The 26,118-nt window shown below is 48.6% G+C and carries 20 protein-coding genes; 12 read left to right on the forward strand and 8 right to left on the reverse strand.

Going from position 1 to position 26,118, the window contains the following annotated elements; genetic code table 11:
• Positions 1–82: 82 nt before the first annotated feature.
• The 6 genes from panC to L0B52_RS02985 form a co-directional block, all read right to left on the reverse strand.
• Positions 83–931: a pantoate--beta-alanine ligase gene (panC, locus tag L0B52_RS02960; protein ID WP_235065054.1), complete on the reverse strand. Its 849-nt coding sequence runs from the start codon at positions 929–931 to the stop codon at positions 83–85.
• Positions 918–1,712 (reverse strand): 3-methyl-2-oxobutanoate hydroxymethyltransferase, encoded by a 795-nt coding sequence (gene panB, locus L0B52_RS02965; protein ID WP_235065055.1) that lies wholly within the window; start codon positions 1,710–1,712, stop codon positions 918–920. The genes panC and panB overlap by 14 nt, the downstream gene beginning before the upstream one ends.
• The gene (gene folK, locus L0B52_RS02970; RefSeq protein ID WP_235065056.1) at positions 1,697–2,194 is read right to left on the reverse strand and encodes a 2-amino-4-hydroxy-6-hydroxymethyldihydropteridine diphosphokinase; all 498 of its coding nucleotides are present in this window, start codon (positions 2,192–2,194) and stop codon (positions 1,697–1,699) included. The genes panB and folK overlap by 16 nt, the downstream gene beginning before the upstream one ends.
• On the reverse strand, positions 2,191–3,501 hold the full coding sequence (gene pcnB, locus L0B52_RS02975) for a polynucleotide adenylyltransferase PcnB (RefSeq protein ID WP_235065057.1): 1,311 nt from the start codon (positions 3,499–3,501) through the stop codon (positions 2,191–2,193). Before pcnB ends, folK begins: the two co-directional genes overlap by 4 nt.
• Before the next feature lie 243 nt (positions 3,502–3,744).
• Positions 3,745–5,505: a sulfite reductase subunit alpha gene (locus L0B52_RS02980; RefSeq protein ID WP_235065058.1), complete on the reverse strand. Its 1,761-nt coding sequence runs from the start codon at positions 5,503–5,505 to the stop codon at positions 3,745–3,747.
• Positions 5,506–5,514: 9 nt separating this feature from the next.
• Positions 5,515–10,926 carry a glutamate synthase-related protein gene (locus L0B52_RS02985; protein WP_235065059.1) on the reverse strand — a complete coding sequence of 1,804 codons (5,412 nt, stop codon included), beginning with the start codon at positions 10,924–10,926 and terminating at the stop codon, positions 5,515–5,517.
• 628 nt (positions 10,927–11,554) lie between these two features.
• Between L0B52_RS02985 and L0B52_RS02990 the strand changes: the two genes are divergently transcribed.
• From L0B52_RS02990 to fur, 10 genes are all read left to right on the forward strand, one after another.
• Complete coding sequence (locus L0B52_RS02990) at positions 11,555–13,306, forward strand: ABC transporter ATP-binding protein (RefSeq protein WP_235065060.1); 1,752 nt, start codon at positions 11,555–11,557, stop codon at positions 13,304–13,306.
• Positions 13,307–14,113 carry an alpha/beta fold hydrolase gene (locus L0B52_RS02995; protein WP_235065061.1) on the forward strand — a complete coding sequence of 269 codons (807 nt, stop codon included), beginning with the start codon at positions 13,307–13,309 and terminating at the stop codon, positions 14,111–14,113. It begins immediately after the preceding gene.
• Entirely contained in the window at positions 14,113–15,876 is a 1,764-nt protein-coding gene (locus L0B52_RS03000) for an ABC transporter ATP-binding protein (protein WP_235065062.1), read from the forward strand. The genes L0B52_RS02995 and L0B52_RS03000 overlap by 1 nt, the downstream gene beginning before the upstream one ends.
• A 523-nt stretch (positions 15,877–16,399) precedes the next feature.
• The gene (locus L0B52_RS03005) at positions 16,400–16,582 is read left to right on the forward strand and encodes a methyltransferase regulatory domain-containing protein (protein WP_235065063.1); all 183 of its coding nucleotides are present in this window, start codon (positions 16,400–16,402) and stop codon (positions 16,580–16,582) included.
• A gap of 125 nt (positions 16,583–16,707) precedes the next feature.
• On the forward strand, positions 16,708–18,582 hold the full coding sequence (locus L0B52_RS03010; RefSeq protein WP_235065064.1) for a TonB-dependent receptor domain-containing protein: 1,875 nt from the start codon (positions 16,708–16,710) through the stop codon (positions 18,580–18,582).
• Positions 18,583–18,593: 11 nt separating this feature from the next.
• A complete protein-coding gene (locus tag L0B52_RS03015) occupies positions 18,594–19,568 on the forward strand; it encodes an ABC transporter substrate-binding protein (protein WP_235065065.1) in 975 nt (324 codons plus the stop codon).
• 12 nt (positions 19,569–19,580) lie between these two features.
• Positions 19,581–20,399 (forward strand): hypothetical protein, encoded by an 819-nt coding sequence (locus tag L0B52_RS03020; protein ID WP_235065066.1) that lies wholly within the window; start codon positions 19,581–19,583, stop codon positions 20,397–20,399.
• A 94-nt stretch (positions 20,400–20,493) separates the two neighbouring features.
• Positions 20,494–21,495 (forward strand): signal recognition particle-docking protein FtsY, encoded by a 1,002-nt coding sequence (gene ftsY, locus L0B52_RS03025; RefSeq protein WP_235065067.1) that lies wholly within the window; start codon positions 20,494–20,496, stop codon positions 21,493–21,495.
• A 16-nt stretch (positions 21,496–21,511) separates the two neighbouring features.
• Positions 21,512–22,384 (forward strand): RNA polymerase sigma factor RpoH, encoded by an 873-nt coding sequence (gene rpoH, locus L0B52_RS03030; protein WP_235065068.1) that lies wholly within the window; start codon positions 21,512–21,514, stop codon positions 22,382–22,384.
• Between the two features lie 98 nt (positions 22,385–22,482).
• On the forward strand, positions 22,483–22,896 hold the full coding sequence (fur, locus tag L0B52_RS03035) for a ferric iron uptake transcriptional regulator (RefSeq protein ID WP_235065069.1): 414 nt from the start codon (positions 22,483–22,485) through the stop codon (positions 22,894–22,896).
• Between the two features lie 103 nt (positions 22,897–22,999).
• Here the strand turns inward: fur and rpe are convergent, their stop codons facing one another.
• Positions 23,000–23,680 (reverse strand): ribulose-phosphate 3-epimerase, encoded by a 681-nt coding sequence (rpe, locus tag L0B52_RS03040; protein WP_235065070.1) that lies wholly within the window; start codon positions 23,678–23,680, stop codon positions 23,000–23,002.
• Between the two features lie 67 nt (positions 23,681–23,747).
• Here rpe and L0B52_RS03045 point away from each other — a divergent pair, with 67 nt between their 5' ends.
• Together L0B52_RS03045 and L0B52_RS03050 are read left to right on the forward strand one after the other, a co-directional pair.
• Positions 23,748–24,446 carry a biotin--[acetyl-CoA-carboxylase] ligase gene (locus L0B52_RS03045; protein WP_235065071.1) on the forward strand — a complete coding sequence of 233 codons (699 nt, stop codon included), beginning with the start codon at positions 23,748–23,750 and terminating at the stop codon, positions 24,444–24,446.
• Complete coding sequence (locus L0B52_RS03050; RefSeq protein ID WP_235065072.1) at positions 24,443–25,174, forward strand: type III pantothenate kinase; 732 nt, start codon at positions 24,443–24,445, stop codon at positions 25,172–25,174. Before L0B52_RS03045 ends, L0B52_RS03050 begins: the two co-directional genes overlap by 4 nt.
• 58 nt (positions 25,175–25,232) lie before the next feature.
• On the opposite strand, the gene L0B52_RS03055 is transcribed toward L0B52_RS03050, so the two are convergent.
• Positions 25,233–26,099 (reverse strand): AraC family transcriptional regulator, encoded by an 867-nt coding sequence (locus L0B52_RS03055; RefSeq protein WP_235065073.1) that lies wholly within the window; start codon positions 26,097–26,099, stop codon positions 25,233–25,235.
• Positions 26,100–26,118: the final 19 nt, after the last annotated feature.

The raw sequence follows: 26,118 nt of genomic DNA on the forward strand, positions 1-26,118 counted from the left end.
AATCCGCTTTTAGTTTCAGGCAATCATGTTACCTATCAAGCTGAGTCGTTAATGGCCCATGAACTGTACAGCGTCAAAACGGTTAATTCGTGAACTGTATATTATCGATCAAACGTGTACGGCCAAGCTTTGCCGCAACAAGCAGCACAACCGGTTCACAGATATCCGTTGCGGGCATCAAATCGCTTTGCTGGCGCAGTTCAAGGTAATCCACCACAAACCCTTTTTGGGTTAAGCGCTCTTTGGCCTGTCTTAGCGTACGCTCAATATCCTCACCAGCACTAATCGCGAGCTGACTTTGCTGCAACGTACTGTGTAAAACTGGCGCGATTGCGCGCTCAGTCGTGCTTAGATATTGGTTACGCGAGCTCATCGCCAAACCGTCTTCAGCGCGCACTGTTTCCGCACCAACAATCTCCACTGGTATATGCAGGTCTGCGACCAAACGACGAATAATCCACTGCTGCTGGAAATCTTTTAAACCAAAAACGGCGTATTTTGGCTCAACTAAGTGAAACAAGCGTGAGACGACTGCAGCCACGCCTTGGAAATGCGTCGGACGATTCACACCACACAAGATCTTGGTGAACACATCAGGTAAGGTAAAGCCAATCGCGTTGTCTTTACCAAATGGGTAGATTAGCCCGTCATCAGGCATAAACACCGCAGCAATACCAGCCGCCTCAAGCTTTTCGATATCTTCTTTTGGCGTGCGTGGGTAGCTGTCTAAATCTTCGTTTACACCAAACTGCGTAGGATTCACATACACGGAAGCCATCACACAATCCGTAACCGTTAACGCCTCATCAACCAGCGATAAATGCCCATCATGCAAATTTCCCATCGTCGGCACTAACGTCCACGACGCACCAGCATCACGCTGATTGAGCTTCCATTCGTTTAAGCTTTTGAGGTCTTTAATCACGCGCATGTTCGTCTCCAGGGAATGCGCCACTGATTACCGCCTCACGATAGGCTGCAAATGCGTCGAGCAAACTCGCTTGACCTTCGAGAAAATTGTGCGAAAAATACGGGATATGCGGTGAGATACCGATGGCATCGTAGCTGACCAGAACCTGCCCATCGGTTGCTGGCCCACAACCAATACCGATTACAGGGATATCGAGCGCAGCGGTGATTTCTGCTGCCAAACCACGTGGAATACATTCAAGCACCAGCATCTCAGCACCTGCCGCCTGCACCGCTAACGCTTGTTCGCGCAGTTGTTCTGCTTCACCGTCGCGTTTACCAACTGTACGGTAGCCACCAAGCTTATCGACCGTTTGTGGGGTTAACCCCAAATGCGCACACACAGCAATATTTTGTTCACTCAGTGCACGAATGACGTCAAGCTGCGACGAATGTCCACCTTCGAGTTTGACCATATTCGCCTGCCCTTCCTGCATCAAGCGTTGCGCGCTTGCTAAAGCTTGCTTGACTGTGGCGTAGCTCATAAACGGCATATCGACGATCCGCCAACATCCTGGCGCGCCACGTGCAACTGCAGCAGCATGGTAGGCCATATCATCGACACTCACTGGTGTGGTATTGACGTGTCCTGCGACCACCATACCCAACGAATCGCCAACCAATAGACAATCGATATCAGCTTGCTGCATCAGCCCTGCAAAGCTTGCGTCATAAGCGGTAAGCATGGTAATGCGCGTGCCTTCGGCTTTCTTTTTTTGTAAGGTGGTTAAGGTGATACCCATCGCTTGTCCTCAATGATTGGTAATGGCTTGCTAGCTAATGTGCTTAATACGTCAGCGACTCGTCCATGACCGGGAATCTCACATTCAGCATCAATAGCTGCGAGCGGTTGTAAGACAAAATCGCGCGAGGTTAGGCCTGGGTGCGGCACGATTAAATCCGCGCTCTCGACTACAGCATCGTCATAAAGCAGCACATCGAGATCTAACGTTCTCGGGCCATTTTTAATACTGCGCACGCGACCTTGCGCGTGTTCGGTGCGCATCAACAGCGCTAAAACCGCATGCGGGGAAAGATCAGTACGGTAGCGAACCACCGCATTGACAAAATCCGGCTGCTCGGTGAAGCCAAATGGTGGGGTTTGATACAGCGGTGAGGCAGCTTCTTCAACCATCGTTTGCGCCAAGCTCGCACGCGCACGCACAAGCTGGGCAACCGGGTCTTCTATATTGCTGCCAAAAGCCACCCACACGCGATGCTTCATCGATCACCCCGACGCTTTCGCCCACCACGACTACGCCGTTTTTTCGGGCGAGGCTTTTCATCATGACTAGGCATCAAATCGTTATCTTGTTGCAGCGCAGTCCACCAATCAACCAGCGCATCTAACGGCTCACCAGCACCATGGCGAATAAGCAAGAAATCATAAGCCGCGCGAAAACGCGGATGACTGAGCAAGCTTTGCATTTTCCGCGTTGAGCGACCGGCTAAGTCAAAGCGCGCTTGTAACGTCCAAATCTCACGGATCATCCCGCGCAAACGTACTGGAATCGACAAGCGTTCTGCTGCCGCTAAATGCACCACATCCACTGCCTCATGCATCGCTGCATGCCAGTTATCACGTTCTTCAAATAACCCTTGGTAGGCAAGTTGATAGACCGGCCAAAGAATCGCTGCCAGTAAAAAGGCAATCGTGACCGGACGCCCTTCAGCAATGCGCTGATCGGTGTTGGCCAGCGCAATACGCACCAGTTCTTGGGCATAACGCGCATAATCTTCTTGTTGATGTTCAAATACACTCGCTGTATCGGGAAAAAGCGCGGTAAATAAATCGTGTTCTTGAAGGCTGGCAAAGCAACGCTCACCATAGCCACCCATAAATAATTTTTGTGCCTCATCAAATAAACGCGCTGCAGGAACTGCTTTAATACCGTCACGACACTGCGCGATCGCGGCTTGTGTTTTGGGCTCAATGGTCATGTTCAGCTTGGCGGCAAAGCGCGCAGCACGTAGCATACGCACTGGATCTTCGGTATAACGCGCCTCCGGATCACCAATCATCGCAATGCGTTTGGCCTCGATATCGTCCATCACGTTCAGATAATCTAGGATTTCACCACTACGCACGTCGTAATACAACGCATTGACCGTAAAATCACGACGCACGACATCGTCTTCGATATGGCCGTAATGATTGTCTTCGAGCACATGACCATGTGCGTCAGTACGCTGTTCTTGATCAGGTGAGGCGCGGAAGGTAGCGACTTCGATAATATCGCGCCCAAAATGAATATGCGCGAGGCGAAAACGCCGACCGATTAAGCGGCAATTGCGAAATAATCCCGCCACTTCTTCCGGACGCGCATTGGTGGCGATATCAAAATCTTTTGGGGGAAGTCCGAGCAGTAGATCGCGTATACAGCCACCAACCAAATAGGCATCAAAGCCGGCTTGATTGATTTGTTTGACGATATTAACCGCTCGGCGGTCGAATTGGTTGTTGGTTATGCCATAATCTTTACCATCAAGACGACGACAGGTTAAGTTAGGTGAGTTTGCGGCTTGGCTCATGCCATCCTCTCATTGTTGTTGGCACGCTGTTCGCTAACACACCACCGCAGCAATAGTGACTGCGATAATTTGTTATTAAAAATACTGTGATAGATAAACAACATGCACTTAATTGGGTTGATCTTCAATGCTGATTGCTGCCGAGCTCGCCTCGGCGGCTTCATCATCGCTGGTTACAGGCGGCTGTGTGTCATGCCACTGCTCGCATTGCAAAAGCTTAAGCAACGCGCTTTATAGCGGCTTTTAATAAACATCTCGAACATACCGCTTCGCCTGTTTCAACGCCGCAACATAATCTGCGGCATCATCGGCGCTCATCTTACCATGTTCTGCGATAATGTCATGTAGTGCGTGATCAACATCTTTCGCCATACGCAGCGCATCACCACAAACAAAAAAGTATCCACCACGCTCTAACCAGGCAAAGAGTTCTGCGCCTTCTTTACGCATTAAATCCTGCACATACACCTTCTCAGCCTGATCGCGAGAAAATGCCAGATCCAGTCGAGTGAGCAAACCATTTTGCTGCCAGGATTCCAGTGTATCCGCGTAAATATAGTCATGCTCTCGCGTGCGATCGCCGAAAAATAACCAATTGTCACCCTCAGCTTCACGAACCCCGCGTTCTTCTAAAAAAGCACGAAACGGCGCAATTCCTGTACCCGGCCCAACCATAATCATCGGTGCGCTGTCATCAGCGGGCACAGAAAAATGCTTATTCGCCGCAAAATAACAACGTAGCGTATCACCTGCGCTGACCTCATCAGCCAGCCAGGTGGAAGCCACACCATGATGCATGCGCGCATTGTGTTCATAACGCACCGAACCGATGGTTAAATGCACCTCACCCGGATGTTGGTTATGGCTCGATGAGATGGAATAGGCGCGTGGGGCAATCGGTTTAAGCACATCAACTAAGCTTTGCGCATCAAATCCTGCATCAGGGTAGGCATGTAAGAAATCGACGATATCTTTACCGTAGAGAAAATCATCCAGCTCTGTACCTTTTTCCTGGGCAAAGCGTTGGTGCAGGTCGTCGTCATCAGCGGCAATCAGTAACGCTTGCAAAAACGTACTCGACGGCATACGAATATCGAGTTGATCACGCAGTAAGCTCGCCAGTTCGTGATTATCGCCTTGCCAGCTCACGCTTTCATTGCCGTTTGCACCAATCGCGGCCAATAATTCATCGACTAACCCCTGACGGTTACGCGGTATTAAATGCAAAATATCGCCCGCTTCGTACGTTTCGCCACTGTCAGCGAGATCAATTTCATAATGAACAATTTCTTTACTCGAACCCGCTCCGCTAAGCACGCGCTTGCTTTTCAACGACGCTTCTAGTGGGTTGCTTCGGTTGTAGCCTTGTGGTTTTTGCGCAGCGCTCGCCGCACTCACCGTTTCTTGCGAACCTTTCTCGCTAATCGCCGGTAATACGGCTTCGATCCATGCCTCAGCTGCTTGATCAAAATCGACATCGCAATCGACGCGATCGCTCACCCGTTCACCACCAAGCGCAGCCAAACGCGCATCCCATTGCTTACCGGCTAAGCAAAAATGTTCGTACGCCGTATCGCCAAGCGCGAGTACGCTGAAAAAAGTTTGCTCAAGTGCGGGCGCGTCATCGCTTTGTATTGCCTGCCACAGCGTTTCACCGTTATCGGGCATTTCGCCTTCGCCGTAGGTAGAGGTGATCACCAACAACCGCTCAATACTCGGTAAGTCTGCGAGGTCAAAATCATCCATATCGACCACGCTGGCTGCCAAATCATGCGCTTTTGCGGCTTCAGCACACTGCCAGGCAAGCCCTTCAGCGTTGCCAGTTTGTGAACCGTAAAGAATGGTTAAGGGTTTACCGCTAGCGCTTGTGCCATCGAAGCCATTGGCACGCAATGCCGCATAAGCGGCATCAAGTCCGGCAAGATAACCTTCCAGCCATTGCCGTTGCCCTTGATCCAAGGGCAGGTCTTGGGGAAAAAGAGGCGTTTTTTTGTTTTGATTCATACTATTCCTTTACGCCGCGTTCTGCTCTCGTTGCTGATACATCGCCTCAGCGATAACACCAGACAAACGTTGCGCGAGTGGTTCTTTAATAGGGGTAATATTGAGTAATGCAGCTGTATTAGCGCGCCGACGATGCAAAATCCATGCATACGTACCCAGCGCATGTGAATCAAAATTGGCACGCATACTTAGTGCGCGGCAATAATCATCAACCCGCTGCGCTGCGAGCAGGTGCGCCAGTTCACCATCTTCATAATCTGCTAATGCGCCAATCACATCGCGCTGCAAGGTATCATGTAAGCTGCGATCATCGTTGAGCAAGAGTTTTTTCGCCGCTTCGGCGATATCATCTACCCCACGTTCACGAACCTGCTCCTGTGCACGGAAGAAAATCCCCGCGGCAACCATGTAATCAGAGGCACTGGTCAGCGCTTCACCAGGCAATCGACCAGCAAATAACGGGGTTTTGGCGGCGTAGTGCGCGCCAACCTCATCGAGCAATGCTTGGGTTATCCCTGCCGCTAATTCGCTCACCATCGTCGCACGATCCGTATCAGAGGCAATCTCGCGACCATCATGTGCGGCAATCCACGCGTTCGGCAACAGACAATAAAAATCGTGGCGAACGTTCTCCCAGTCATTTAACAACTGCTCCGCTAAAGCAGACTCTGCAAATGCCGCATGTCGCGAGAGATACCACAGCAGTGCATCTTCTTGTCCGCTGAGTGCTTCGTGTTCGCTATCAAGGGCGATCGCGCTGACGCTATCTTTAGCGCAGTGTTCGGCAATCTTGCCACTCGGATCGTATTGATAGGCAACACCACCGCTCATGCCGTTACCAAATCCGCGTCCAAAGCTACCGATGTTCACCACCGCACCATTGGTCATGTATTCACAACCAAAATCGCCAACGCCTTCAATCACAGACACCGCCCCAGAATTACGCACTCCGAAGCGATCCCCTGCCTCACCGGCGGCATAAAGCTCGCCACCGGTTGCGCCAAATAAGGCGAAATTACCGAGCAACACATTACCACCGGATTCATGACTGCCGCCGCCCGGATCTTGTACAATAATCCGCCCGCCACTCATACTTTTACCGACGCCATCGTTACACGTGCCGCGATGGATTAAGGTAATGCCGCTATTATTAAACGCGCCAAAGCTTTGTCCTGCTGCATTACTGCTGCTGATCTCTACTGCGCCATCGCTAAGTACTCGACGACCATCAGTCAGCGTGTAGACTTTCGGATGCATATCCGTGAACTGATAATTGAGATAACGCTCGACATCAATCCCAAAGCGTCCTGCCACTGTTTTATGCGTATTACTAATGCTATCCACATCAATCGCTAAATAATCATCTTCAGCCATGGTGCTAAACGCATCATTGAATTCATGCCAAAGCGCTTCATCGAGGGTGTAATCGGCTTCAAGCGCCACCGCTTCTTTACCGAGATCAAAAGAAACATGCTGCAACATGCCCTCCATATGGTAGCGACCGACTAAATTCGGATGATCAATCAAATGCAACAAATCAGCGCGTCCACGGATAGCTTGCAGCGAGCTAAAACCCAATTCAGCAAGCAAACGGCGCACGTCATGAGCGACATTTAAGAAATACTGCGCGAGCGCACGTGGATCGCCATCGAACACTTCATGCGGTGTGGTCAAACCCACCGGACATTTAATATTGCAGTTTTTCGCCATCACACATTTGAGCATCATCAAACACGTGGTGCCGAATTCAAACGAATCCCCACCGAGCATTGCGGATTTAATAATGTCGCTGCCGGTTTGATGCGCGCCAGAGCAACGCAGCTCCACTTTCTCACGTAAGCCATTGAGGGTCAGCGCTTGATGGACTTCAACCAAACCGAGCTCAGCAATTCGCCCACTGTGTTTCAAGCTGGTGACTTGCGCAGCGCCTGTGCCACCGGTATTACCGGCAATATTGATGATATCCGCGCCGGCTTTCGCCACGCCAACGGCAATCGTCCCCACTCCTTCAGAAGACACCAGTTTCACAATCACCTTCACCCGTGCGGCTTTGCAATCGTGAATCAACTGTCCTAAATCTTCAATCGAATAGGTATCGTGGTGTGGTGGTGGTGAAACCAGCTCCACACCTGGTGTCCCACCACGCATTGAGGCGATTTCCACCGTGACTTTCTGCGCAGGCAACTGCCCACCTTCGCCCGGTTTTGCCCCCTGACCGATTTTAATCTCCAACTCTTCAAGCATCGGATCAGCTAAATAACCGGCCCACACCCCAAAACGCCCTGAAGCAATCTGTTTGATCTTACTCGCGCGGATAGAGTTATAACGCGAAGGATGCTCACCACCTTCACCGCTATTGCTTTTCGCGCCGACCATATTCGCACCTATCGCTACCGCCTGATGTGCCTTAAACAAGAGCGAGCCATGACTCATTGCGCCGCCGGTAAAGTTGGCAGTAATCTCATGCGCTGGCTGGATGTCGTCCAACGCTATCGGTTTTGGTGCTGCGATCAAGCTATCGAAAAACGCTTGTGCTTCATCATCAGCCTTCACCTGCAGCGCCTCATCATCGCAGCGCACGATATCGAGTGAAGCGAAACGTTCTTGTAAGGCGCCAGCTAACGCCTGATGTCTCGCTTTGCTGGGGTTATCCAGTTTGATAATACACTCACTACCATCATGGGTTACAGTCATCCCGCGCACCGCACTATGCACTGCGGTATCGGTTTTGAAGGTCGCTAATGCCGCAGTGAAGGCTGCTTGCGAATCAGCGCTCGTCACATCTGCTGGAAAGCCGAGTAAGTCACGCAAAGCTGAAGGACGTGCGACGCGTTCAGCATTCATCGCTTCGATAAAGGCTTCATACGCAGGCGTGATACGGTGGGCATCAATTTGCTCTGGCGTGCGTGGTTGATGGCTTTGGAAGAGATAGCTATCGTCTTGCGGCAAAATATCCAAGCGTTCTCCTTCGCGAGAAGTCACTTCAGCAAAACTAATCGCCTCTTCGGTCATCTCTCCAAAGGTACGCACCGCAACATTGCCGTAACTATGGCCTGCACCATCACCACGCTCTTTAAACAAGCCCAATAATGGCACATCTTCACCCTCATGATGCTGCACAGCGCTTTGATGCCACTGCCACGCGCTGTAGCACAGCTCACTGAAGCCCACGCCACCAAGTGGCGAATAACTGTTCGGGAAATAGGGCGCCAGTTTCGGGTCTTCCGTATCTAAAAATGCCGGTTCAAAGAACGCACCACCGCTATAGCTTTCCACCGTGCACAGACCGAATTTACCCATCGTTTTTAACAGCGATTTATGCAGCGCTTTTTTAAATTTCGCCATCGCTTTTGCTGTACCTTCTGCACCATAAAGCTCACGTGCACGGTTATACACCGTTGCCGGACACACTGCTGAAGCACCAAAACCAAGAATTAGCGCCACATCATGGGTGCTTGCGATCTGGCCACTGTGATAAACAATACTGGTGTGAAAACGGAAGCCGTTATCAATAAGGTAACGATTGACCATCGCGCTTAATAGTACTGCCGGCAGCGCCGCACGCTCTTTACTCACCCCACTATCATCGAGGATGATGATATCGGTGACCGCTTTACACAGCGTCCACACCTGCTCACAAACTGCTGCTAAGCCTGCCTCTAATGAGGCCTGATTTTCTTCGGGGTTTTCACAATAGTCATAAAGTGCTTCAATCCTACCGACACGCAATATCCCTTCAGCACCTGCCCGCTCAATGGCAGCTAATTCCTGTGGCAATAATAACGGGCTTTCCAGCACCAATTGTTTGGTACTGCGTCGCACAAAATTCGGTTTTCCGCCGAGGCTTACGCGCAACGTCATGCCTTCGGTTTCGCGGATAGAATCCAGCGGTGGATTCGTCACTTGCGCAAAGCGCTGGGTAAAATAACGCGACATACCGCCTTCAACGCCGGTTACTGCGTTAATCGCCAGGCCATAGCCCATCGCAGACACTCGTTCAGCGCCCGTATCGAGCATAGGATCGAGTAGAAAACGGAAGCTTTCCTGATTCAGGCTATAGGCAATATGGCGGCTGGTAAAATCCAGCGGCGACGTATCGGATAACTCACTGATAGAAACTTCAGGTAACGCACTTAAGCGCACGCGTTTATCGCGAAGCATCTCACCATAGGGCTGAGCAGCAGCCATTCGCGCAAGAATCTCGTATTCATCATTAAGCGTTTTTGAAGCATGATCAAAAACAAACATCCCACCGGCTTTAATCCGCCCACGGCGAGTGACGCTTTCTGGAGGAAAATCAATTTGTCCTGCTTCACTCATTGCCGCGGCATAATCGTCAGTTTCCACAGTGCGCAAAGGGCGTAGACCTAAGCGATCTAATGCTGCACCGATTTTGATCCCATCACAAAACACCAACCCTGCCGGACCGTCATTTTTTTCTTCCGAGAGCGAGAAATACGCCAACATATCGCGCTCAGCCAGCGGATATTCATCTTGTTTATTTTCCCACGCCGGCGGCATCATTTTGACCATAATTTCATCAATCGGCTGGCGGTCATCCCATAAACGGCGCATTAAGGTTTGATCAAGTCGCGCTGAATCAGACTGTCCTTTTGGAAACACCAATTTATAGCCTTCATGACGCGCAACCGCCAGCTCACTAATCCGGCTTTTGCGGTCGGTATTAAGCTCACCATTGTGTGCTAAGCGGCGAAATGGCTGGGCAAAGGATGGGTTAGGCGCGGTATTGGTGGAAAAACGGGTGTGAAACCACAGCATGCTCACTTCATGCTCTGGATTGCGTAAATCATCATAATAAGGGAACACTTCCCACGAGTTAAGCAAGCCTTTATACACCTGCGTGCGTGAGCTAAAAGAAAGCGGATAAAAGCCAGGAAACTGGTGTTCATTGACCGCATTTTCTTCGATTTCGAGCAACACGCCACAGAGAAAATGTTCAAAACTGTCCCAATCGGTGCAGCTATCCGGGCAGGATAAAACCCATTGAACAATTGGCATCTGCGCTTTTTGACTTGCTTCATTTAACGCGCTGTTACTCACCGGCACATCACGTCGGTGCAAAACGTCTAAACCATGTTTATCGAGCACCGACTGCAGATACTGCAACACGGAGATACGTACACTCTGATCGGTAGGTAAGAAGAAATTGCCTACCGCAAACGAGCCTGCCTCTAGAGGCAGTCCGGTTAGATGACGATAAAAACGCGGCGACAGGTCAATCCCTACACCGCCGCCATCACCAACCCCTTCTGCGTTAAAACCACCGCGATGCGGGACTTTACATAACGCCTGGTTGGCTAATTCGAGTAATTCGTGGGTTTGTATGCTGCGTTTGTGGGTAATAAATCCAACCCCACAATTCGAACGTTCGTCTGATATGTTATACAGCAGTCCACCCATAAACCCTTACCTCATTTAAAATATTTTTTGCACCTCGACTACCACCTCGCAACGCATGAACTGCGTAATGAAAGCTCTCGCCAATCGTAAAACGTTTACCAACTACCACCAGCCCTACCGTTTGCTGAACTCAGGATATTGCCATGCAATACGCGATGATAGATCCTTCATTTTTATAACTTGCCTACTTATAAGGGTGTTTAGAACCCTAAACCGCAAAAACTAAGCGAACCGTTATTTATACCGTTATTGTTCTTTATTGACAAGTGTTAATTTTTACTTAGCTAAGTTTATTGCTACGCCGATTAGTTGCCTTACTAGCATTTATATCTCGCTCAACGACAACGATATTTTTAATTCGATGCTATAAAAATAGACATTTTTTCAATATTGGTAAATGAATTTATCAGCATTTTTTAACAGAAAACCATTCAAGAGTAATTTTATTACTTTATATTTTAGGTAGATAAATTATCGGATGTAGATACTACCACAGTTTTTTACTCTTTATATTGATAACGATTATTATTTACATTAGTATATTTGATACTTTACCTCTTCTAAGCAAAAAAAATGACTACATAGTATTGACCGGCATATCCACCTGTTTTCCTATTTAAAGCCCACCATGAACAAACAACCATCTAAATCTTTCTCACATTGGCATATTATCGCCCCTGTCAAAAAAACAATTTATTTTGCCATGGCAGTTGCCGTGCTTGCAGCGGCATGCGCTTTATTCACAATGTTGTTGCTGGCGGGGTTAATCCGCCAGTTAATCGCCCAACCCGATACAGTGGCATGGACGTGGTTTTTGACGGCATTGCTTTTTGCTATTTTTGCTTATATTTTTCGTAGCCTGTCCTTCAAGTATTCACACTTAGCAGCCTTTGCTTTGGAACCAATTTTGCGTCGGCAGATTAGCGATCATTTAGTACAAGTTCCTTTAGGGACACTCAGCGAACAAGGTAGTGCTGCGCTAACCAAGGTTATTCAGGATGATGTGCGTGATTTACACGCTTTTGTCGCCGATGCCACACCTTTGTACGCCCGCGCTTATGCTGCACCAATTTTCACTATATTATTGCTGTTTGTCTTGGATTGGCGCTTGGCGCTGGTGGCTCTGGCAGTGTTGATTATCGGTATGTTGATTTTAAGTCTGGCGATGAAAAATGCCAATGAAACACACCACCGCTACAATAAAGCGCGTGAAACCGTCAACCAAGCAGTTATTGAATTTGTCCAGGCCATGCCCGTGGTGCGTACTTTTGACGGTGGCCGCGCCTCGTTTGGTCGCTACGAACAAGCCTTGGATCGCTATCTTGAAGTGCTGACTGGCTGGTACAAACAAAGCGGCCCACCAGCGAAATTGTCCATGATAATACTCAATCCTATGCCGACCTTGATTGTTTTGTTGTGGGCGGGCTGTTACTGGCTGTGGCAAGATAGTCTGTCATTTAGCACATGGTTGGCAGTGCTGCTTCTTGGCACGGGCATGGCGGAAGCATTGATGCCTTATATGGCGCTCTATCATCTGATTGACAAGGCAAAAATCAGCATTCACCGCATTACGGACGTACTGCATTTACCGCTGCTACCGATTACTGACACACCACAAGAGCCTCAAGATGCCTCAGTTGTCTTTGAAGCCGTCGATTTCCGTTATGGTAATCGCACTGAAAACGCCTTGAGCGATGTCAGCTTCAGTGTACCATCGGGCAGTTTTACCGCCTTAGTGGGGGCATCAGGTGCAGGTAAAAGCACCGTAGCACGCTTACTGCCGCGTTTTTGGGATGTCACAAGTGGCAGCATTAAAATCGGCGGCGTTGATGTGCGCGATATATTGCCTGAGGTATTGATGCAACAAGTGGCGTTTGTCTTTCAAGATACGTTTTTATTTTCGGGCAGCATTGCCGAGAATATTCGTTTAGGATTACCCGACGCCAGCGATACAGCGGTAATCGCAGCAGCACAATCGGCACAGGCGCATGAATTCATCAGCCAATTGCCGCAAGGCTACAAAACGCAAGTGGGTGAACGTGGTGCCAGTTTGTCGGGAGGGCAGCGTCAACGCATCGCCATCGCCCGTGCTATCTTGCAAAACCGGCCAATTTTGCTGCTCGACGAGGCAACTGCCTTTGCCGATGCCGAGAACGAAGCATTGTTAATGAAAGCCTTGCACACATTGATGCAAGGCAAAACGGTTCTGATGATTGCCCACCGCCTGGCAACCATCCAACATGCCGAACAAATTTTGATGTTCGCCGACGGACACCTGGTGGAAGCAGGTAAACCGGAGACTTTGCTTAAACAAGGCGGGGCATATGCCGAACTCTGGCAAGCCTACCAAAGTGCACAAAACTGGACAATTAGGAATTAAATGAATCAATCATCGGTTTCACTTTCTTACTGCGAATATGGTTGCAAAAACGGCTTTCCCGTGTTGCTGCATCATGGGCTTGTCGGTAGTGATTATCTACCTCCACATTGGCATAATCTGGCCAAGACAGTCGGCATAAAGCTTATCGCCGTAGCACGCCCGGGCTATGCACGCTCTCCTGTGCAAAATATGTCAGCGATAATTGATTGGGGAGACATCATCGCCCCACTATTGGATGATTTAGGGGTAACAAATCAATTTGCCACTATCGGGATTTCTGCCGGCGCACCTTATGCCTACGCCCTGGCAAATCATTTCGCAGAACAATGTCATGGAGTCTGGGTGTTAAGTGGTATGCCTTTTGTCGCTGATCCACACATTTTCGCCTTATACCCAGCAGCGGCAAGAGCCATTTATCAACAATTTGCCGAATTGACCGATGATGAATTGGCCATGCAGATGCGTGGATACCTTGAGAACACTCTTAGCGAAGCAACAGCAGATGCCGAATTAACACACTTGATTGACGACACTTTATGCCATGATGGGCAGGGAATAGTACGCGAAATACGCTTACAAACCGCACCCTGGGGATTTTCCCCTTATGATATCACCTGCCCAATCGAACTTTGGCACAGCCGAGAAGACGACGAGGTTCCTTTTGCCGCCGTTCAAGCAATGGTTGGACAAATGCGCAATGCCATACTGCACATCCAAAAAAGCGCGTCACACTTTCCTGATAACCACAGTGAACAAGAATTATTCAATTCAATGTCAATACGTTGCCATAGTCGAGGAAATCAATAATGGATAACAGTACCCTACAGAGGCGCACCACTTCTTTTCGTGAGCTTTATCGAATGGTATGTGCCGCCGCCGGCGCACAAGCACCACTCATACGTCGCAGCTTATTGTTAGGTATCATCACCGCCGTATTGCGTGGTGTGGCGTTCGTCGGTTTTACCCCTTTATTCTTCGCACTGCAACAACAACTGTGGAGACAGGTATTGCTATGGTTATTGGCCATGACCGCTTTGCTGTTGCTGTCGAGCATAAGCGATTGGTTTAGTCGTAATTACGATCATAACGGCCATGCCGCCAGAGCTGGTGATGCCCTGCGCCGAGCATTGGGGCAACATTTACGGCGCATGCCGTTACAGGCCTTATACCGCAAACGCTCAGGCGAGCTTAATGCAGCAATTGCCGGAGATGTCGATGACGTACTCAATTACAGCATGACCGTAGGATTGATGTTGATTAACGCTGTGGTCACACCCATCGCTACTGGAATCGGGACGCTTTTTTTTGACTGGCGTCTGGCTGTGGCACTGCTCTTGGTATTCCCTGCGGTGTTGCCCATTTTCTTATGGGTACGACCACTACTGTCGCGTCATAAGCAAGTGTTAGCCGATGCCAACGCCAATTTAAACGCCGAAACAGTAGAATACACTCAGGGATTACCCGTACTCAAAGCAGCGGGCTGCATTGGTGACAAGGCAGCGCGTTTCCAGCAAGCAGTGCGCGCGGTAGAAACGGCACAAATCACCGCCATGCGCGAAGAAGCACCGGCCAATATTCTGCTGGCATCAGTGGTGGAAATCGGCATCTTACTGATTGTTGCTCTGGGATTATGGCTGGTGAGTAACGGTGATATCGGTTTAATGGTTCTTGCCGGTTTGATGGTCGCTGTAGTACGTTTTGCCGAACCGCTGAGCATGTTTATCGGCATGAGTAATATTTTCATCATGGTGGAAAATGGCTACCACCGTCTGCAGGTATTGCTTGATATTGCCCCATTAAGCCTGCAGCAACCGCAACAAATACCGACCCGCTATGATATTACCTTTGATGCACTGACATTCTGCTATGCCGAGCATGACGAACCCGCGCTAAAAGATATTTGCCTGAATATTCCCGAGCACGCCCTCACTGCGCTGGTTGGTTCATCAGGCTGCGGCAAAACCACACTCATTCGCATGCTGATGCGTTACGCCGACCCACAGTTCGGCAGTGTACACATCGGTGGTATTGATATTCGTCGGATTGAACCAGAAATACTGAATCGTCTGATCGCCGTAGTGTTTCAAGACGTGTATTTATTCGACGACAGCATTCTCGCCAATATCCGTATGGGACGCGGCGACGCAACGGATGAAGAAATTTATGCCGCAGCTAAAGCCGCCCATTGTCATGACTTTATCAAGCGCCTGCCACAAGGTTATGATACCCGCGTCGGTGATATTGGTGGCAACTTATCAGGTGGTGAAAAACAGCGTATTTCCATCGCCCGGGCGTTACTCAAAGACGCACCGATTATCATCCTTGATGAACCCACCGCCGCGCTGGATACACAAAGCGAGTTGGCGGTACAACAAGCTATCGACGCACTGGTTCGCAATAAAACCGTCATAGTGATCGCCCATCGTCTTTCCACCATCGTCGCTGCACAGCAAATAGTTGTCCTTGATGAAGGAACAGTACTCGAAACCGGTACCCATCAGAACCTGCTCGATAAAAATGGCCGCTACGCCAAATTGTGGCGGATGCAGCAGTATGTTCACGCAGCCTGAAGAATTGGCCATTTCAATCATGCGTTCCCGAATCATTTCTTTACATTTATTAAGAGCAGCAACCGAGCAAATTATTTCACTAATTCCTGTGGCATATCAAATCAATAAACAGGTGAAATACCCCTTAAATAAAAAACTGCTAACCCACATTGGAAATCGCACATGAAAAACAATTTCTTAATTTATTTACCGCAAAAGAAACATATTATGTCAGCTTGGTCAGATGGTTATGTTAGCGATATCGATTATACTTAAGGCTATTACACCGATCTTACCCCCACTAGGTTACCTTGCCTTTTTGATGATTAGTCTGGCGCCACCAAAAACAGGCACCGCCTGCGAACTCAGCTTTGGTCAAGGCGTATCGGTCAACACACATGCCACAGCCGGTAATGCAAGCTGGTAGGGAACAGATTTTAATCCCGCACATGTTGGGTTTGCCCAAGAGCTAGCCGAACAAAACCTACTCTATTTAGCGCACGAATACTTTAACCGCGATTGGCATCCGGTGTATTTCGCCGAAATGCAAAATTGGCTTGATGAAGTTAAGGTAAGTTACGCCTGTTCATCAAATTATCTCGATGATTTTGTGCCATGTTTATTTGATGACAAACAACAGGCATTTTTAAATCAAATAGGTGACCCATCATTTACGCAAACCGCCAAAGCTTACCTGCTTAATAAACAATTTCGCCGCGATTATTGAATCAAAGCCCTATAAAACCAACCCAATTGTCTTAATTTTTAAAACTTGACCCAAGTCAATTTGAATGATTCTCATTTAGAGTATAATGCGAACGATTCTTATATTGAAATATATTGGAGTGTCCTGTGTCGCGTTATCCTTTGCCTTTAGCAATTTCCCTTGCTTGCACTTCTGTACTTGCTGAACCGTTATTTGATATTGACCCGCAAGCCTACGGCATGCATAAATCTTTTGGTCCACCACCGCCAATCACCCCGGCAAATGTTCTTGATGCTAACGTAGAAAATCAATTCAAGCAGAGCAGTGTTATTCATACAGGAACAACACGCAGCATTGATGATCGTATCGATAAACCAGCACACCTTACCCTTAGCCAACAAGGTAAAAATAGCTATCTTGGCGCATTGTGGCGACAACGCGAGGCCAATTATTATGTGATCGGTAGTTTTGCCTACGCAAAGGCCAATGACTACCGCGATGGTAATGGTGATAAGGTGGATTTCGGCTACACCCGTGACGGCGAAGCATTGATCCTGGGTTGGTTACCTAATACGCAATCCGAACACCGCATAACCTTGCTGCGTGACCATATTGCTGATGACAAACAGCCACAACATGTTATGGATCCTGTGAGTACGCGACGCTTGATCGGCAAATATAACGCACGCTTCGGTGCTCAGGATGAAAGCAATACCTTACATACCGAATTAAGCGTGGTGGATTTATCACGAACAGCCAATAATTTTGATCTGCGTACGCACACAGCAGGTACGCCTAAAGTGATGATGGATGTCTCACGGCGACAATATCTCGCCGATGTGTACTACCGTTTTCGTTTTAACGATAACCAGCAGAGCAGTATCGGCGTCAGCTATCTACATGATGTCCATGATGCCCAGCGCTCAGTGCTCACACCGATGGGAAAGAAAGTTAATGGCTACCGCTTTCCCGATATTCAAAGTGAACGCTGGCGAGTTTATGCCGCCCACCAATGGCAGCCCAGCGACGCACAAACCTTAAGCGCCGCCATCAATTACGATTGGCAAAAAGCACACACTAAAGCGATCAATACTGCGATGGATGTGCCAGGTGTTCCTACGGCTGGCAAGCTCTGGCAAACTTATTACAACAAACCTTTTTCTGGGACTATCCGCCAACAAGGTTTAAGCGGCAAACTACGCTATAGCTACGAATTTGCCCCACAGCAAAAAATCTATGCGCAAGTAGAGAGCCTTTATCGTATGCCGGAAAACCCTGAGCGTTTTGCTGTACTCGCCGGTCCACCAGGAAAAGGTTGGGGTGGTAATCCATGGCTAAAACCAGAGCGAGAAAACCGCCTTACCTTAGGCGCATCACTCAGTGGCGCAGGCTGGGGAGATTATCAACTCGCTAAAGAAGATAATTTTGCCGCCTCCTGGCAAGTTGATGGCGCGCTATTTATCGCCGATGTCGATGATTTTATTACCTTGGATCGCTACCGTGGCCCTAAACCCCCATTACAAGGCAACCTCATCAGCCGCAATGTTGATGCACGTTTAGCAGGTGCCGATTTGCGATATCGTCAGAATTGGAGTCATCGTCTATCCACCGATGTCGGCATCCATTATCGCTATGGTGACAACCGCAGCGACCAGCGTCCGCTCTACCAAATCGCACCGTTTAGTGCCAATTTCAGCGTTGATTGGCGTGATTATTTCTCCGGTGGCAGTTATTCACTGGGTTCACGCCTGCGCTACGTACACAAACAAAATCGTTTGGACGACAATCCAACAACCGGTTTGGGTATCGATTTAAGCGACGCCGCGCAAAGTTTCACCACTGTTGATGTCTATGGCGGGGTTGAATGGAAAAACCGTTTTGGCATCAGCTTAGGTGTGGATAACATTTTTGATAAAAACTACGCTGAACTCATCAGTGGCAATCATGTCGAGGCGGTTAGTCCGCGCTTGGTGAACGCGCCGGGACGAAATTACTGGCTTCGATTTAATGCCAATTTTTAAAGGAGTAACTCATGCATAGAAGACAGTTCATTCAACGCAGCGGTTTGGGATTGCTTGCTAGCCAGCTGCCCCATTGGAGTTTTGCCGCCGATTCGCCACTGCAAACTGTTTGGGGCGCACCGGTAGCGCCGAGTGTCTTACTCGGCGTGGCAGCCAGACAAGGTGCTTTACATCGCAAGCATCCCTATTCGGTCAAGATTTGGAAAACACCGGATCAATTACGCGCCGGGCTGGCTAATGGGTCAATGCCGGTAACCATGGTGCCGAGTTATGTCGGTGCTAATGTTGCCAATCGCGGGCAGGATGTTGTGTTGTTGAACATCATGACCTTTGGTTTACTACAAATGGTTGCGCGCGATATGCCAATGAATAATCTTGGTGAGCTGGAAGGTAAATCGCTGGTGATGCCGTTTAAAAACGACATGCCTGATTTGGTGTTACAAATTCTCTGCAAACGTGCCGGGGTTGATTTCGACAAAATTACCGTTCAATACGTCGCCACCCCACCGGAAGCACTCACATTATTCCTTAAAAATCGCGCCGACTATGCGTTCTTACCTGAGCCACTCACCAGCGTAGCGATTATGAAAGGTAAACAGAGTGGGCAAAATGTTGTGCGTGTGCTCGATTTCCAGCAAGAATGGGGACGCATCATGAATGGCCCGTCACGCATCCCACAAGCAGGAATGCTCATTGATCGTGCGTTTTATGCCGAACACCAGACCATTATCGACCAATTACACGAAGATATTGCCAGTGCTGTGGTGTGGACACAAGAAAATCCACAAAGCGCTGCGGAAATTGCCTCGGCCTATTTACCCGTACCCAAGCCAATTCTTAGCACAGCCCTGCCTCACGCCAACTTAACGGCGACTCGCAGCCAGGATATCAGCGAAGAAATCATGCTGTTTTTCGAAGAAATGTATGCCCTAAACCCGAAAATTCTTGGCGGGAAAATGCCAAGTGACACCCTCTTTCATTTATAAAGGTAAATTGATATGACTCATAAAAATACGCTTAGCATTTTAGCTGCTGCCCTACTTTACGCTCAAAGCGCCACCGCTGCTGATTTAGCAGCAGGTGAAAGTTATCCAAGTTATTACCCAGATGCCGGACGTATTGTGGTTAAAGATGTCATGACACGATTTTTTAATGTTAGTGATAAAGGCATCCTGAGCTACGGCATGGAAGATGCCGCCAAAGCCGCCGGACACGTTTGCCCAGCTGTCACTGGCGCATTCCTCATAACACAAGCCGGTGTTGACGCACTGGCACAATCGTATCGTGAACAACCCAGCACTGCGGAAGTCTCTTCTTATGATCCTGCAGACGATATGCTCTATCGTGGTGGTATTAAAATCACCATGAGCGGCCAAGCCGATACCGGGAGTGCGGCAAATGCGATGGCAAATGTAATGAGCTACATCACCGGAGCAAAAGACGCTTCCGGCTTTAAAGGCGGGCCAGATTTCCCTTTCGCCAACCGGCAAAATTTACTACAACACGACCCGAATCTATCATTTGACGGAAAAACAGGTATTGAGGCTATTTTTACCTCAATGACAGCAACCTACAGCAAAGAAGATGGCAGCCCAGCAACCTTAGCTGAGTGTCAAGGAACCTGGCATCAATGTATAGAGCGCACTAGCTGTGACCGTTCGGTAAAAGTTACTTACCATTTCAAATCGCCAGAGATTATCGGCAACAACCCCGATGCACGCTGGGATGAAAAAATCCACCATATCATCAACCAACGTGATGTAGCCATCAACGTAGAACCTGTAGACAATCCAGCAGCGCTATGTAAGAGCCTATAAAGCCTTTGCAAACTTTTTAGCAAACCTTATAGACAATGTATCGTTAAGCGTTTAACTGTTATACTGTTCGTTTGATTTTTATTCCTAGGCGAACATGGCATTTAATTGGCTTAAAAAGAAAAAGAGCGATCCTGAAATAAGCGAAAACCCACCGGCTGAAACCCCTCAGCCGGTCGAGGTCAACGAAAAGATCGGTTATTTTCAGCGTTTAAAACAAGGATTAAGTAAAACCCGTCAAGGGTTTGGCGATGTTTTCCTCGGCAAAAAGAAAATTGACGGCGATACGCTCGAAGATTTAGAAATGCTTTTATTGAGCGCTGATGTGGGCATTGAAACCACCGAAACGTTGATCGATGCCATCAACCGCAAAATTAAACGTAACGAAGTCAACGACAGCGATGCTTTGCACCAAGCCTTGCATACGCATATGTGCGAGATTCTCACCCCTTTCGCTGAGCCGCTTGATGTCAGCACACAGCAGCCGTTTATTATCTTGATGACCGGGATTAATGGTGCGGGTAAAACCACCACTATTGGCAAACTCACCCAGCAATTTAAAAATGATGGTAAAAAAGTCATGCTCGCCGCTGGCGATACGTTTCGCGCGGCAGCCGTTGAGCAATTAAAGGCCTGGGGGGAGCGTAATGATGTTCCGGTGATTGCGCAAAACACAGGCGCTGATTCAGCATCTGTCGCCTACGACGCCGTACAATCAGCGCAAGCGCGCAATATGGATGTGTTAATCATCGATACCGCCGGACGCTTACACACCCAAGACCACTTGATGGAAGAACTGAAAAAAATCAAACGCGTCATTCAAAAAGTTGCCCCTGACGCACCGCATGAAACGATGCTGGTGATCGATGCCGGTAACGGGCAGAACGCACTGCGCCAGGCGCGCGAGTTTGACGCCGCAATGCAGATTGATGGCATCACCTTAACTAAATTAGACGGCACCGCCAAAGGCGGGATCATCTTCGCCATTACCCATGCTTTGCAACGCCCAGTGCGTTATATCGGCGTTGGTGAACATATTGATGATTTACGGGTTTTTAACGCACAAACCTTCGTAGATGCGTTATTATATAAAGAATAGAATTTCAGGAAATACGATGAGCAAAACCAATTTACCAGCCAATCCGGCGGGGCAGTGGTTAATCCCCAGCTCGGATATTGACCAATACATCGCCCGTGTGCGGCAAATCCCTATTCTTGATGCGGAGGAAGAAAACCGCTTAGCGTTGGAACTTGATAGCGACAAGCGCATTGAAGCGGCGCAGACCTTAATCATGCACCATCTAAAATTCGTGGTGCATATCGCCCGTGGGTTTAGCGGCTACGGCTTGCCTTTAGGCGATTTAATCCAAGAAGGCAATATAGGTCTGATGAAAGCGGTCAAGCGCTTTGAGCCGAAACACGGCGTACGCCTGGTGTCTTTTGCCGTGCACTGGATTAAATCAGAAATTCATGAATACGTGATTCGCAACTGGCGAATGGTGAAAATTGCTACCACCAAAGCACAACGCAAGCTCTTTTTTAACCTGCGTAGTATGAAAAAAGGCCTCACTTGGCTCACCCAGGATGAAGCCGAAAAAATTGCTGCTGAACTTAATGTCAGCACCAAAGATGTTTTTGAGATGGAAAGCCGCCTGCAAGGCCAAGACATTACCTTTGAGCCAAGCGATGACAGCGAAGATAATACCTACTCACCTTCTGCGTGGTTAAGCAACGATTCGCTTGATCCGGCTGATGCGACTGAGCAGCGCGAACAACACACGTTGATGACCAACCAGCTAGCCAGCGGGCTTAGCCTGCTTGACGAACGCAGCCGCGATATTGTTAGTGCACGCTGGTTAAATGAGGACAGCAAAACCACACTGCAAACCTTAGCGGATCGCTATGATGTATCTGCTGAGCGTATCCGCCAAATTGAGCAGCAGGCAATGAAACAATTGCGTGCTCATATGGTGGACGCGACCCAATAATTGTCAATCAATCTCATTGATTTTTTAGACGATTGCAACTCTGTTGCTCTCGTCTATATAATGAGGGTGCTTTAATCTTTTAATCACGAGAGAATAAAATGAGCCAACAAATTAAAAAAGCCGGTTTGAAGGTCACTGGACCACGCATGAAGATCCTCGAAATCATGGAACGTGAGACCACAGAAAATGATGTGCATCTCAGCGCTGAGGAAGTGTATAAAATTCTCTTAAAGGCCGATGAAGATATTGGTTTGGCCACCGTGTATCGCGTACTGACCCAATTCGAACAAGCAGGTATCCTAAAACGCCACAATTTCGAAGGCAACCATAGTGTGTTCGAGATGGATAGTGGCAACCATCATAACCATTTAATTTGTGTTAAAACCGGTAAGGTGGTCGAATTCCATGACGAAGTCATTGCCAAGCGACAAAAAGAAATTGCCGAACAATACGGCTTCACCCTTGAAGATCATTCGCTGGTGCTTTACGGCATTTATCAGGGCGATGAATAAACAACTCATCTAAATAAAAAAATCCGGCATTAGCCGGATTTTTTTATGCTTAAGATTAAGCCAAGAGCTGATCTTTTGATCGATACATCTAATCCGCCATCATTCAAGATTGTTTCGCCAGCTCTTCGCGCATCGTATCAATCACCTGCTGGTAATCGCTTTGCCCAAAGATCGCTGATCCTGCGACAAACATATCCGCTCCAGCGGCCGCAATCTCAGCAATATTATCCGGCTTCACCCCACCATCAACTTCCAGGCGAATTGAGCGACCACTCTGATCAATGATCTTTCTCGCCGCACGCAATTTATCGAGCACTGCAGGAATAAACGCCTGCCCTCCAAAGCCGGGGTTCACCGACATAATCAAAATCAAATCGACTTTATCGAGCACATAATCCAAATAACTCAACGGCGTTGCTGGATTAAACACCAGTCCTGCTTTACACCCGCGACTGCGAATCAACTGTAGCGAACGGTCAATATGCGCGCTCGCCTCAGGGTGAAAAGAAATGTAATCCGCGCCTGCATCAGCGAACTGCTCGATTAAACTATCAACCGGAGAAACCATTAAATGCACATCAATTGGCGCTTTTATCCCATAATTCTTTAACGCCTGACAAACCATCGGTCCAATCGTGAGGTTAGGCACATAATGGTTGTCCATCACATCAAAATGCACCACATCGGCGCCAGCAGCGAGGACGTTTTCCACTTCCTCACCCAAACGGGCAAAATCAGCAGAAAGAATAGAGGGGGCGATCCAATAAGGTTGTGCGTGTGACATAGCTTGGTTTCACTCTGTAGTTGCCGTAAAATGCGCATCATAGCAAAATATCGAGGCATATTAACGGGTGATTGACTGGCGACACTATTTTTCTGGTGGCTACTATCTTTTTGCTAGCATAGATTCCACACAGAACTTTATCCACCAACAAGCCGCTTCCGCTGCACCGGTATTTTGTCGTGCCCACCAACAAAGTGGCGGCTACGGACAACGCCAGGCACACTGGCAATCACCCGCCGGCCAGCTCTATTGTTCATTTCGTGTCGCGTTCGATCTTCCAAGCTCAGCGTTCGCAGGACTCACCCAGTATGTTGCGCTCACGCTCGCCCAATCGCTAGATCCTGAGCAGACCTTTTTACGCCTCAAATGGCCAAATGATATCTTTACCGATCAAGGCAAGTGTGGTGGTATTTTGCTGGAAAGCCAAAGCTGGCGAAAACACACCTTACTGACGATTGGTATCGGCCTAAACCTCACCCAAGACGCAGCCTTTGCCAATCTAAGTGACTCATTAGGACACATAAATGCTGAGGACGCCTTAGATCGCTTCATGCCTGAACTAATCGCTGCGTTAGCACGTTGGCAACAAACCCCTTATTTGCCGATTAACCACGCATGGAATGATTATGATCGCTACCACCAACAAGCCATCAGCCTAGATAATGGCGAAACTGGCACCGCACTCGGCATCGATCAACGTGGTGCCTTGATCATGCGTCAAGGCTCAGATATCGCCTTTCATACACAGGTACGAATTCGCTCATGAAACTCCTCATCGACATCGGTAACTCACGCATTAAATGGCTTTATGGGCATGATGTACCCGGCATTGTTGAAGCGGTTTCTTATAAAACGAATTGGCAGGAGCGTTTATTTCGCGCATTCCATCTCATGCCAGCGCCCTCTTTGATTGGTCTGTCCAGCGTCAATAATCAAGCGATAGAAACCCAAGTCATTGATCTGGTTGATCAGCTTTGGCAAAAGCCGGTAAAAATCTTTCATTCACAAAAGCACACCAATGCCAGCTTGACCGTCGGTTATGAAGATCCATCACAACTCGGCACTGACCGCTATCTTGCAATGCTCGGTGCGCGCAGTCTCTGTCAGGACCCACTTTGCGTGGTGGGTTGTGGCACAGCGATCACTTTAGATGTGGTCGATGGGCAAGGCCGTCATCTAGGCGGGTTTATTTTGCCCGGTATTCGTTTAATGGAGAATGCTCTGCTTAATAACACACAAAAACTTTCACCGATGCGTTGGACACCACAACTGATGGGTACAGACACCGCCACCTGCATCGGCGCCGGTATTCACCACGCGGTCCCCGCCGGGATTGATGCGATTATGGATGAAATGGAAGGCCGTCATGGTGTGTATTTTCACCGCTACGCTTTTGGTGGTGATGCGCAGATTCTATTCGGTAGTCGTCCAACCTACCGCATCGAACCCGATTTAATGTTCCGTGGCATGTTCGCGCATTTAGAAGAAGCTTAATCTATCTTTAACCTATAAATCGCTACAACGACTTTCTCTACTTTGCTAAAACGCTTGTTTATTTCGTAGTCGATGATTGCCCATGTATCAGTGCTGAAGGTGTCACCCCAAAATGGCGGCGAAAAGCCTGAATAAAGTTTGAAGGATGGCGATAACCACAGCGATAAGCGGTTTCCCCAATACTCAGACGATCCTCGCCAAGTGCACTTAGCGCCCGTTGCATACGCGCATTTTGCAGCCACTGCTGCGCCGAACACTGAAAATATTCTCGCACCTTACGCTGCAAGGTGCGCGATGAGATATGCAAGTGTTCCGCCACCATGTGCACTTCCACATTGCCTTGGGATAACACTTCATCGAGTGCCCGGCATAATAGCTCCCGCTGCGGCTGATAGTCCGTTGATTTAGTCGCGCTTTGTCCTGCTAAATCACAAGCATAACGCTGCCAGCAATCATGAAGCAAAGCAATCGCCTGCATGTCTTGCTCGAGTGCGTGCGGTTCATTGTGTTCGAGCAACTGATCGGCGCGTTGTTGCAACCGTTCATCGAGTGGCCATTGACGGACGGTTTGCTGATGCAGTGTACGATCATACGGATCAAACCAACGCTCTAAGCCGCTTAGTGTCAACTTACGTACCGCTTCACCGCAACACAGATGACGGCTAAATAATTGCGTTTGACCCACGCTGATCATTATAGCTGTGCCCTGCTTACCGGCTTCGACATGATAGGCTTCTTGTCCGAGATTAAATCGCACGCTGCCACGCAGTAGCAACACAAAGGCAATATAAGGACTAACCAATTGATGAAAGCTACAATCCTGCTGCGCGCAGAACTCACCACCATGGATACGGATGCCACTGTGGAGCTGGTTAAACTGATAATCTTTGTTCAAAATAGGGGCTATTGGTGTTGTGTCGTTCATGCAATATGCTTTGTCGTGG

Origin of the sequence: Suttonella sp. R2A3 (genome assembly GCF_021513215.1) — a bacterium.
Taxonomy (GTDB): Bacteria; Pseudomonadota; Gammaproteobacteria; order Cardiobacteriales; family Cardiobacteriaceae; genus JAHUUI01.

Bases quoted from the DNA above. Each gene is read 5' to 3' on its own strand.
- panC (WP_235065054.1), bottom strand. From the start codon at position 931: ATGCGCGTGATTAAAGACCTCAAAAGCTTAAACGAATGGAAGCTCAAT.
- panB (WP_235065055.1), bottom strand. From the start codon at position 1,712: ATGGGTATCACCTTAACCACCTTACAAAAAAAGAAAGCCGAAGGCACG.
- folK (WP_235065056.1), bottom strand. From the start codon at position 2,194: ATGAAGCATCGCGTGTGGGTGGCTTTTGGCAGCAATATAGAAGACCCG.
- pcnB (WP_235065057.1), bottom strand. From the start codon at position 3,501: ATGAGCCAAGCCGCAAACTCACCTAACTTAACCTGTCGTCGTCTTGAT.
- L0B52_RS02980 (WP_235065058.1), bottom strand. From the start codon at position 5,505: ATGAATCAAAACAAAAAAACGCCTCTTTTTCCCCAAGACCTGCCCTTG.
- L0B52_RS02985 (WP_235065059.1), bottom strand. From the start codon at position 10,926: ATGGGTGGACTGCTGTATAACATATCAGACGAACGTTCGAATTGTGGG.
- L0B52_RS02990 (WP_235065060.1), top strand. From the start codon at position 11,555: ATGAACAAACAACCATCTAAATCTTTCTCACATTGGCATATTATCGCC.
- L0B52_RS02995 (WP_235065061.1), top strand. From the start codon at position 13,307: ATGAATCAATCATCGGTTTCACTTTCTTACTGCGAATATGGTTGCAAA.
- L0B52_RS03000 (WP_235065062.1), top strand. From the start codon at position 14,113: ATGGATAACAGTACCCTACAGAGGCGCACCACTTCTTTTCGTGAGCTT.
- L0B52_RS03005 (WP_235065063.1), top strand. From the start codon at position 16,400: ATGCAAAATTGGCTTGATGAAGTTAAGGTAAGTTACGCCTGTTCATCA.
- L0B52_RS03015 (WP_235065065.1), top strand. From the start codon at position 18,594: ATGCATAGAAGACAGTTCATTCAACGCAGCGGTTTGGGATTGCTTGCT.
- L0B52_RS03020 (WP_235065066.1), top strand. From the start codon at position 19,581: ATGACTCATAAAAATACGCTTAGCATTTTAGCTGCTGCCCTACTTTAC.
- ftsY (WP_235065067.1), top strand. From the start codon at position 20,494: ATGGCATTTAATTGGCTTAAAAAGAAAAAGAGCGATCCTGAAATAAGC.
- rpoH (WP_235065068.1), top strand. From the start codon at position 21,512: ATGAGCAAAACCAATTTACCAGCCAATCCGGCGGGGCAGTGGTTAATC.
- fur (WP_235065069.1), top strand. From the start codon at position 22,483: ATGAGCCAACAAATTAAAAAAGCCGGTTTGAAGGTCACTGGACCACGC.
- rpe (WP_235065070.1), bottom strand. From the start codon at position 23,680: ATGTCACACGCACAACCTTATTGGATCGCCCCCTCTATTCTTTCTGCT.
- L0B52_RS03050 (WP_235065072.1), top strand. From the start codon at position 24,443: ATGAAACTCCTCATCGACATCGGTAACTCACGCATTAAATGGCTTTAT.
- L0B52_RS03055 (WP_235065073.1), bottom strand. From the start codon at position 26,099: ATGAACGACACAACACCAATAGCCCCTATTTTGAACAAAGATTATCAG.